General features: G+C 72.7%; 9 protein-coding genes. 5 read left to right on the top strand and 4 right to left on the bottom strand.

The genetic code is table 11. From position 1 onward, the window contains the following. Positions 1-580 precede the first annotated feature (580 nt). A complete protein-coding gene (gene tyrS / locus AB0I76_RS15980; RefSeq protein ID WP_357035273.1) occupies positions 581-1,867 on the bottom strand; it encodes a tyrosine--tRNA ligase in 1,287 nt (428 codons plus the stop codon). An 82-nt stretch (positions 1,868-1,949) separates the two neighbouring features. Between tyrS and AB0I76_RS15975 the strand changes: the two genes are divergently transcribed. The 4 genes from AB0I76_RS15975 to AB0I76_RS15960 all read left to right on the top strand — a co-directional run bounded on the left by AB0I76_RS15975 (position 1,950) and on the right by AB0I76_RS15960 (position 4,395). After that, positions 1,950-2,357 (top strand): PaaI family thioesterase, encoded by a 408-nt coding sequence (locus tag AB0I76_RS15975; protein ID WP_357035269.1) that lies wholly within the window; start codon positions 1,950-1,952, stop codon positions 2,355-2,357. Between the two features lie 139 nt (positions 2,358-2,496). After that, a complete protein-coding gene (locus AB0I76_RS15970) occupies positions 2,497-3,723 on the top strand; it encodes a divalent metal cation transporter (RefSeq protein ID WP_357035266.1) in 1,227 nt (408 codons plus the stop codon). Beyond that, positions 3,720-4,100, top strand: a complete 381-nt coding sequence (locus AB0I76_RS15965) for a hypothetical protein (protein ID WP_357035263.1) — start codon at positions 3,720-3,722, stop codon at positions 4,098-4,100. Before AB0I76_RS15970 ends, AB0I76_RS15965 begins: the two co-directional genes overlap by 4 nt. A gap of 4 nt (positions 4,101-4,104) precedes the next feature. After that, complete coding sequence (locus tag AB0I76_RS15960) at positions 4,105-4,395, top strand: PRC-barrel domain containing protein (RefSeq protein WP_357035260.1); 291 nt, start codon at positions 4,105-4,107, stop codon at positions 4,393-4,395. 3 nt (positions 4,396-4,398) lie between these two features. On the opposite strand, the gene AB0I76_RS15955 is transcribed toward AB0I76_RS15960, so the two are convergent. The 3 genes from AB0I76_RS15955 to AB0I76_RS15945 form a co-directional block, all read right to left on the bottom strand. Beyond that, positions 4,399-5,724, bottom strand: coding sequence for a hemolysin family protein (locus tag AB0I76_RS15955; RefSeq protein ID WP_357035258.1), 1,326 nt, complete (start codon positions 5,722-5,724; stop codon positions 4,399-4,401). A 134-nt stretch (positions 5,725-5,858) separates the two neighbouring features. Further along, positions 5,859-6,482, bottom strand: coding sequence for a hypothetical protein (locus tag AB0I76_RS15950; protein ID WP_357035255.1), 624 nt, complete (start codon positions 6,480-6,482; stop codon positions 5,859-5,861). 26 nt (positions 6,483-6,508) lie between these two features. Next, positions 6,509-6,988: a GNAT family N-acetyltransferase gene (locus AB0I76_RS15945; RefSeq protein WP_357035252.1), complete on the bottom strand. Its 480-nt coding sequence runs from the start codon at positions 6,986-6,988 to the stop codon at positions 6,509-6,511. Between the two features lie 143 nt (positions 6,989-7,131). Between AB0I76_RS15945 and ppdK the strand changes: the two genes are divergently transcribed. Further along, a partial coding sequence (gene ppdK / locus AB0I76_RS15940; RefSeq protein ID WP_357035249.1) for a pyruvate, phosphate dikinase occupies positions 7,132-9,145 on the top strand: 2,014 nt, incomplete at its 3' end.

Raw genomic sequence — 9,145 nt, 5'->3', positions numbered from 1 at the left:
CAAACCCTAAGGCCCGACCAGTCCGGGGTATAAACAATTGGCACTGGCTTATCAAGCACCCTGTTGAGTTCTCAAAGAACAACCACACACCATCCGGCATCCCACTCACGCAGAACCCGTCCGGGGCATTTCGTCCGTCTCACACCCGCCGCTCTCGCGCCGGGCACTTTTACTACGTTACCCGGTGGTTTTCGCTGTGTCAAACCGTTGTTTCGCGGTTTGTCATGCTTCCAACCCTTTTCCGGGCACCACAAGATAATGGCTTGCGCCGCTTCCCTCGTGGCTTTCGGCAGGCCGGCCGCTCGCGGTGTCCCGCTCGCTCGCCCGGTGCCCTGCCGGTCGACAACCTTACCCGGTCGGTCTCGCCTCACCAAATCCGCCTCGCGGCGAGTTCGGGGCACCGCCCGTACCGGCTCTGACAGGTGACAACCCGTCCGACCCGGAGGTCATTCCCGCGCTCCGGCCTTCAGGTCTTTCGCCTGTTTCGTCCGTTCCGCGCTGACAGAGAGAAAGTTACGCGCCCGGCGGAGTGATCGTCAAATCCGCCGGGCGCGTCCCGCGTCACACTGTCGTCGTACGGCTATCTCTGCAGCTCAACGCCCGCGAAGGAGCGCTTGCCGCGGCGCAGGACCAGGTACCGCCCGTGCAGCAGGTCCTCCGGCGTGAGCACCGCGTCCACCTCGGACACGCGGCTGTTGTTGACGTAGGCGCCGCCCTCGGCGATGACCCGTCGCGCCTCCTTGAGGCTCGGCACCAGGCCGGACTCGCGCAGCAGCCCGGCCACGTCGGGCAGCTCGGTGAGGTGGACCAGGCCGGCCTCGGTCAGCGCGGCGCGCAGGGTGGTCGGTGTCAGCTCCTCCAGGGAGCCGCGGCCGAAGAGCGCCTGGCTCGCCGCGACGACCTGGGCCATCTCCCGCTCACCGTGCACCAGCGTGGTCAGTTCCTCGGCGAGCGCGCGCTGGGCCGCCCGCGCCGCCGGTCGTTCCGCCGTCTCCTTCTCCAGCGCCTCCAGCTCCTCGCGGGAGCGGAAGCTGAAGCACCGCAGGTAGCGCCCGACGTCGCGGTCGTCGACGTTGACCCAGAACTGGTAGAAGGCGTACGGGCTGGTCATCTCCGGGTCGAGCCAGATGGCGCCGCCCTCGGTCTTGCCGAACTTCGTCCCGTCGGACTTGGTGACCAGCGGCGTGGTGAACGCCTGCACCGGGCCCGCGCCGCGCCGGCGTACGTAGTCGACGCCGGCGGTGATGTTGCCCCACTGGTCCGAGCCGCCGAACTGGAGCTGGCAGCCGTGCCGGCGGTGCAGCTCGAAGAAGTCGTGGGCCTGAAGCAGCTGGTAGCTGAACTCGGTGAAGCTGATGCCGCTCTCCAGCCGGGCCTTCACCACCTCGCGGGCCAGCATCTTGTTGACCGGGAAGTGCTTGCCGACGTCGCGGAGGAACTCGATGACGGACATCTCGCCGGTCCAGTCGAGGTTGTTGACCAGCTGCGCGGCGTTGGCGCCCTCGTACGAGACGAAGGGGGCGAGCTGGTCCCGGATCCGGGCGACCCAGCTCTCCACCACCTCCGGCGGGTTCAGCGTCCGCTCGGCGCTCTCCTTCGGGTCACCGATCTGGCCGGTCGCGCCACCGACGAGCAGCAACGGCCGGTGACCGGCGAGCTGGAGGCGGCGGGCCGTGGTGACCTGCATGAGGTGGCCGACGTGCAGGCTGGGCGCCGTCGGGTCGAAGCCCACATAGAAGGCCGCCGCCCCGCCGTCGAGCAGCTCGCGCAGCTCGTCGAGGCCGGTGGAGTCCTGGATCAGGCCTCGCCACTGCAGGTCATCGGTCAGGGAGTCCCGCCGGGGCGGCGGGAGGCTGCTGTCGGTCACGGTCACCGATTCTCCCCCATGACCGGCGGCCGACCGTACCGGGTTTACCACTCCGGTCCCCCGCTACGCTGGCGGCGCCGTGATCGAGGAGGGGTTGACCGTGGAGATGCCGAACGTGACGGGTGGTTTCGTGGCCCTGCTCGGCCTGGAGTTCGACGAGGTGAGCGGCGACCGCGTCGTCATCCGTTGGCGGGTCCGCCCGGATCTGCACCAGCCCTTCGGCATTCAGCACGGCGGGGTGTACTGCTCGGTGGTGGAGACGGCGGCCAGCGTCGGCGGGTCGCTCTGGCTGGGTGACCGCGGCCAGGTGGTCGGCGTGTCGAACCAGACCGACTTCCTGCGCGCGGTCCGCGAGGGCGAACTGACCGCCGTGGGCACGCCGGTGCACCGGGGCCGCAGCCAGCAGCTGTGGCAGGTCGAGATCACCGACGACACCGACCGCCTGGTGGCGCGCGGGCAGGTCCGGCTCCAGAACCTCTCCGCCTCCTGACCTCGCCGGGCCCGCGCCACCGCCGCCGGGCACCGTCGGGGCCTGCGGACCGTACGCGGGGCTGATCGGCGTTCGCCTTATCTGACCCGTTCTGCGCCGATATGGTCGCGTCGATGACGCCGCCCGCCGCGCCGCCGAGGTGAGGAGACTCCTCGCCGGAACGCTCGGCATCCTCTCCGCCGTCGGCGGCTTCGTGGACATCGGTGACCTGGTGGCGGCGAGCCAGGCGGGGGCGCGCTTCGGCATGGCGCACGCCTGGGTGCTGCTGCTGGGCGTGGTCGGGATCTGCGCGTACGCGGAGATGGCCGGACGGATCGCGGCGGTGAGCGGCCGGGCGGTGTTCGACCTGGTCCGGGAGCGCCTCGGGGCGCGGGTGGCGCTCGTCAACCTGATGGCGTCGTACCTGGTCACGGTCCTCACCCTGGCCGCCGAACTGGGTGGGGTGGCGCTGGCCCTGCGGCTGGCCACCGGGGTGCCGTACCTGGTGTGGGTGCCGGCGGCCGGGCTCGCCGTCTGGCTGGTGCTGTGGCGGATGCGGTTCCAGCTGATGGAGCGCGTGTTCGGACTGGCCGGGCTGGCGCTGGTGGTCTTCGCGGTGGCGCTGTTCTGGCTGCCGACGGACTGGGCGGCGTTGGGGCGCGGCGCGCTGCACCCGGACGCGGCCGGCGAGGGGTGGGGCGCGTACTGGTTCGTGGCGGTGGCGCTCTTCGCCTCGACGGTCAGCCCGTACGAGGTGTTCTTCTTCTCCTCCGGCGGCGTCGAGGAGCGGTGGAGCGCCGCCGACCTGGCCGACGCCCGCTCGGGCGTGCTGATCGGTTTCCCGGTCGGCGGGTTCCTCGCGCTGTCGTTGATCGCCACGTCGACCGTGGTGCTGCACCCGGCCGGGGTGTCGGTCACGTCGCTGGACCAGGTGGCCGCCCCGGTGGTGCTCGCGTTCGGCGCGGCGGGGCTGGCGGTGGTGGCGGTGGGGTTCTTCGCGGTCACCTTCGGCGCCGCGCTGGAGACCGGGCTGTCCGCGGCGTACGCGGCGGCGCAGTACTTCGGGTGGCAGTGGGGCAAGCGGGTCCGGCCCCGGGAGGCGGCCCGCTTCCACACCGTGCTGCTGGTCAGCGTGCTGCTCGGGGTGCTCGTCCTGTTCACCAGGGTCGACCCGGTGACGCTGACCGAGTACATGCTGGTGGTCAGTGCGGTGGCGCTGCCGCTGACGTACCTGCCGATCCTGGTGGTGGCGAACGACCGCACCTACCTGGGCGACCGGGTCAACGGCCGCTGGCTCAACCTGCTCGGGGCGGTGTTCCTGGCGGTGGTCCTCGCCGCGTCGCTGGCCGCGGTGCCGCTGGCGATCTCCACGGGGTGGGGCCGGTGAGGATCCAGCTCGTGCAGCACCTGCTGGACCGGCAGATGGTGGACTCCACCGGGCGGCCGGTCGGCAAGGTCGACGACGTGGAGTTCGCGGTCGGCGAGGACGGGGCGGCGTACGTGCACACGCTGCTCAGCGGGCCGGGTGTGCTCGGCGCGCGGGTCGGCGGCCGGGTCGGCCGCATGCTGGTGCTGGCCGCGGAACGCTTCGTCACCGACCGGCCGATGGCCCCGGTGCGGATCCCGTTCCGGCTGGTGGAGCGGGTGGACAGCGCGGTGTGGCTGCGCGTACGGGCCGAGGACCTGCCCGGCTCGCCGGTGGAGGAGTGGCTGCGCCGGCACCTGATCGAGCGGATACCGGGGGCGGGCCGTGCGAGCGGGTGAGCTGGTGGGACGGACGGCGTACGACCATCGGGGCCGGCGGCTCGGGCGGGTGGTGGACGTGGTGGTGCGCGGCGCGGTGCCGGACGGGCCGCTGCGGCTGACCGACCTGGTCGTCACCGCGCACTGGTACGGGCGGCTCGCCGGCCGGTTGATCGGGCCGGAGCGGCACCCGACGGGGCCGTGGGCGATCCGGGCGGTGGCCCGGCTGCTCGGCCGCAGCACGGTGCAGGTGCCGGTGCACCGGGTGCGGCTGGACCCGCCGGTGCCCGGCTTCCCGGGCGGCGGGGCCGGATGAGCGTCAGCTGCGGGCTTCGTCCAGCACCGGCGCGGCGTCCGGCTCCTCGTCCTCGGCGGTGTTCTCCCGGTGCAGCCGGACCTCGGTGATCGCGTGGTGGTCGATGCGGGTCACCGCCAGCGTCCACCGGTCGACGGTGACGCTCTCCCCCGCTGCCGTGGGTATGTGGCCCAGGCAGGCGAGGACCAGACCGGCGATGGTGGTGTAGTCGCCGCTGGGGCGGCCCGGCAGCTCCACGCCGAGGTCGATCAGGTCGTGCACCGGGAAGGTGCCGGGCAGCACCGTCGTGCCGTCCGGCTCGTGCCGCACCGAGTGCACGTCCCGGTCGGTCTCGTCGTAGATCTCCCCGACGATCTCCTCCAGGATGTCCTCCAGCGTGACGATCCCGTCGACCGCGCCGCGCTCGTCGACCACCAGGGCGATGTGCTGCCGCTCGGCCTTGAACTGGCGCAACGCCTCCACGACCGGCAGCGAGTCGGGCAGCAGCATCGGCGGGCGGGCGCACTCGTCGACCGGCCGGTCGTCCGGCACGCCGACGAGGTCGCGCAGGTGGATCACGCCGATCGCGTCGTCCAGGCCGCCGTGGCGGACCACCGGCGCCCGGGAGTGCCCGGTGGCCGCGAGGACGAGCCGGGCGGCCTCGGCGGTGGTGCCGCTGTCGAGCGTGAAGACCTGGAGGCGGGGCACGAGGACAGCCTTGAGCTGCCGGTCGGCGATCTCCACCGCGCCGGCGATGATCGTCCGCTGCTCCTTGGTGAAACCGTGGTTGCCGGCGACGATGTCACGCAGCTCGTCCGGGCCGATCTCGTCGGGCTCGTGCTTCGGGTTCAGACCGACGAGGCGGACGACCAGGTCGCTGGTGGCGCCGAGGGCCCAGACGGCCGGTCGGGTGAGGGTGGCCAGCACGTCCAGCGGCCGGGCCACGAGCAGGGCCCAGCGCTCGGCGGCCTGCATGGCGATCCGCTTGGGGGCCAGCTCGCCGAAGACCAGGGTGACGAACGTCAGCACGAGGGTGACCAGCACGATGGCGACCGTCTCGGCCGCGCCGCCGAACACGTCCAGCAGCGGCACCAGCGGCCGGGCCAGCGACACCGCGGCGGCGGCCGAGGCGAGGAAACCGGCCAGGGTGATACCGATCTGGATCGTGGCGAGGAACCGGTTCGGGTCCTTCGCGAGCCGGGCCAGCACCCGGCCGGCGCGACTGGTCCGTTCCAGCCGTTGGATCTGGCTGTCCCGCAGCGACACCAGGGCCATCTCGCTGCCCGCGAAGACCGCGTTGAGGATGACCAGGACTCCGACCAGGGCCAGTTGGCTCCAGTAGCTCTGCAACCCGGTTCTCCCTCACACGGACCGCGCCGCCGGGCGCTCCGGTGGCGCCGCCGGGCGGAGAACCCGCCGGCGTACGCGCCATTGTGCCCCCCGGTCGGGGTGCCGAACCCTCCCGGCCGGGTGACGCCGACTCCTCAGGCGGCGGCCGGCAGGTCCAGAACGTACGCGTCGCCCTCGGGGCGGAACCCGAGCCGGTGGTAGTACGGGGCCACCATGCCGGGCGGGCTGACCACGCGCCGGAAGCCCCGGTCGGTGAACAGCCGGCTGCTCCGGTAGACGAACTCGCCGGGGGTGAAGTCCCGGAACCGCCGGGTCACGTAGTCCAGGTCGACCTGCGCCACCCCGCCCGGCTCGGCGTGCGAGAGCACCACCCCGACCACCTCGTCGGCCTTCATGACCACGAACGCCGAGCGGTCCCCCGCCGGCTCCCACCTGAAGCCGGGGTTGAACCGCGCGATGTCGGCGGCGTGCACCCGCAGGGTGTGGGCCAGGAACTGGTCGTCGACGCCGACCTCCACCACCTGGTACGTCGCCTCGTCGTGGCGGGTGGCGAGCATCTTCCGCAGGTACCAGACGTTGATCACGGCGAGCACCACGTTCAGCCCGACCATCGGCCAGACCTCCACGGCGGCGTTGTAGCCGATGAGGATGAGGCAGCCGATCAGGTTGAGGGCGCGCAGCCGGAGGATGCGCGTCTGCAGCAGCGACCAGACCAGCAGCGCGGAGCCGGCCCAGCCGGTCAGTTCCAGCCAGTTCACCGGAGGGACAGTAGTCCCTGCCCAGGTCAGGCCGCCAATTCGAGGACCCACTCCGCGACGTCGTGACCCCGGCCCGGCGCGAAGCCGTGGTCCTCGCCGCGGACGACGAAGCCGTTCTTGCGCAGCACCGCCAGGGAGCCGTGGTTGTCCTTGGCCGCGCGGGCGTGCACCGGACGATGCGGCAGCTCCCGCAGCAGGGCGGCGAGCGCGCGGGTCGCGTACCCCCGGCCCCAGTGCGCGCGGTCGATCCAGTAGCTGACCTCGGTGCGCTCCCCCACCGGGAAGGCGAGCACGTACCCCACGACGGTGCCGTCGACGGTGACGGTCCACGACCGGTTCCCCGGACCGGTGCGGACCCGGTGCCAGTGCGCCGCGAACTCCGCGGGGTCGTCCGGGTCGTCGGCGGTGAACGCCGCCATCCGCACCGCCTCCGGGTCCCGCTGGTAGGCGTAGAAGGCCGGCAGGTCCTCGTCACGTACGTCGCGCAGGCGCAGGTCGGCGGTCACGGCACCGAGGATAGGGCTCGCCCCCGACATCCGGGACCTCTGGCCCGGTCCGGGTCCCGTCCGGCCCTGCCGGCGCGGGTCGGCGCATTGCTACCAACGAAGGGGGCGAGGTCGCCCCGGCGGTAGCGGAGGAGGCCGGCACCATGACGACGTACGTCTACGACTTCATCGAGGGCGATCGGAGCAGGGCGGATCTGCTCGGCGGCAAGGGCGCGAACCTGGCCGAGATGACCCGTCTGGGCCTGCCCGTACCACCCGGCTTCACGATCAGCACCGACGCCTGCCGGGCGTACCTGGCCGACGGGCGGCCACCGGTGGGGCTCTTCGACGAGGTCAACGACCACCTGCGGGAGATCGAGGTACGCCTCGACCGGCGCCTCGGCGACCCGCACGACCCGCTGCTGCTGGCGGTGCGCTCCGGCGGGCGGTTCTCGATGCCCGGGATGATGGAGACGATCCTGGACATCGGCCTGAACGACGCCACGGTCGCCGGACTGGCCGCGCACAGCGGCGACGAGCGCTTCGCGTGGGACTCCTACCGGCGGCTGATCCAGATGTTCGGCCGGACCGTGTACGGCGTCGGAGCCGAGGAGTTCGAGCGGGAGCTGGAGACCGTACGCGCGGCGGCGGGCCCGGACGGCCCGGACGCGGCGGCGCTGCGGGCGCTGGTCGAGACGTACAAGAAGGTGTTCGCCGCGCAGGTCGGGCACGACTTCCCGCAGGCCCCGCACGAGCAGCTCTACCTCGCGATCCGGGCGGTCTTCGAGTCCTGGAACGCGGAGCGGGCGGTGCTCTACCGCCGCCGTGAGCACATCCCCGGCGACCTGGGCACCGCGGTCAACGTGATGGCGATGGTGTTCGGCAACCTCGGGCCGGACTCCGGCACGGGGGTGGCGTTCACCCGCGACCCGGCCACCGGTGCGACCGGCGTGTACGGCGACTACCTCGCCGACGCGCAGGGCGAGGACGTGGTCGCCGGCATCCGCAACACCGTGCCGCTGGCCGAGCTGGAGCGGATCGACCCGACAAGCTTCCGGGAGCTGACCCGGATCATGGGTGTGCTGGAACGGCACTACCGGGACCTGTGCGACGTCGAGTTCACCGTCGAACGCGGCCGGCTGTGGATGCTCCAGACCCGGGTCGGCAAGCGCACCCCGGCGGCGGCGTTCACGATCGCCGCGCAGCTCGTCGACGAGGGGCTGATCACCCTCGACGAGGCGCTGCACCGGGTCGACGGGGCGCAGCTCGCCCAACTGATGTTCCCCGCCTTCGACCTGGCGGCCGCACCGCCGCCGCTGGCCACCGGGGTGGGCGCCTCGCCGGGCGCCGCCGTGGGGCGGATCGTCTTCGACTCGGCCGCCGCGGTGGCCGCCGACGGGCCGGTGATCCTGGTCCGCCGGGAGACCAACCCCGACGACCTGCCCGGCATGATCGCCGCGGAGGGGGTCCTCACCTCACGGGGCGGCAAGACCTCCCACGCCGCCGTGGTGGCGCGCGGCATGGGGCGCACCTGCGTGTGCGGGGCCGAGGCGCTGCGCATCGACCCGGAGCGGGGCGAGGTCACCGTCGGCGACCGGGTGCTCCGGGCCGGCGACGAGGTCTCCATCGACGGCACGACCGGGCGGATCTACCCGGGCGCGGTGCCGGTCACGCCGTCCCCGGTGGCCCGGTACCTCGCCGGCGAGCTGACCCCGGAGACCGACCGGCTGGTCGCCGCCGTGGACCGGCTGCTCACCCACGCCGACGCCGTACGCCGGCTGGGCGTCCGCGCCAACGCCGACACCCCGGTCGACGCCCGCCGGGCCCGGGAGTTCGGCGCCGCCGGGATCGGGCTGTGCCGCACCGAGCACATGTTCCTCGGCGAGCGCCGGGAGCTGGTGGAGCGGCTGATCCTCGCCGACGACCCGGCCGAGCTGACCGCCGCCCTGGACGCGCTGCTGCCGTTGCAGCGGGAGGACTTCGTGGAGATCCTCGCGGCGATGGACGGACTGCCGGTGACGATCCGGCTGATCGACCCGCCGCTGCACGAGTTCCTGCCCCCGCTGCACGAGCTGACCGCGCGGGTGGCCCGCGCCGAGGCGCTCGGCGAGGACCCCGGACGGGACGCGGCCCTGCTGGCGGCCGTGCGCCGGTTGCACGAGGCCAACCCGATGCTCG

The sequence above is a fragment of the Micromonospora sp. NPDC049799 genome (genome assembly GCF_040656655.1).
Classification (GTDB): Bacteria; Actinomycetota; Actinomycetes; order Mycobacteriales; family Micromonosporaceae; genus Micromonospora.
This window is presented reverse-complemented; position numbering and strand designations above follow the sequence as displayed.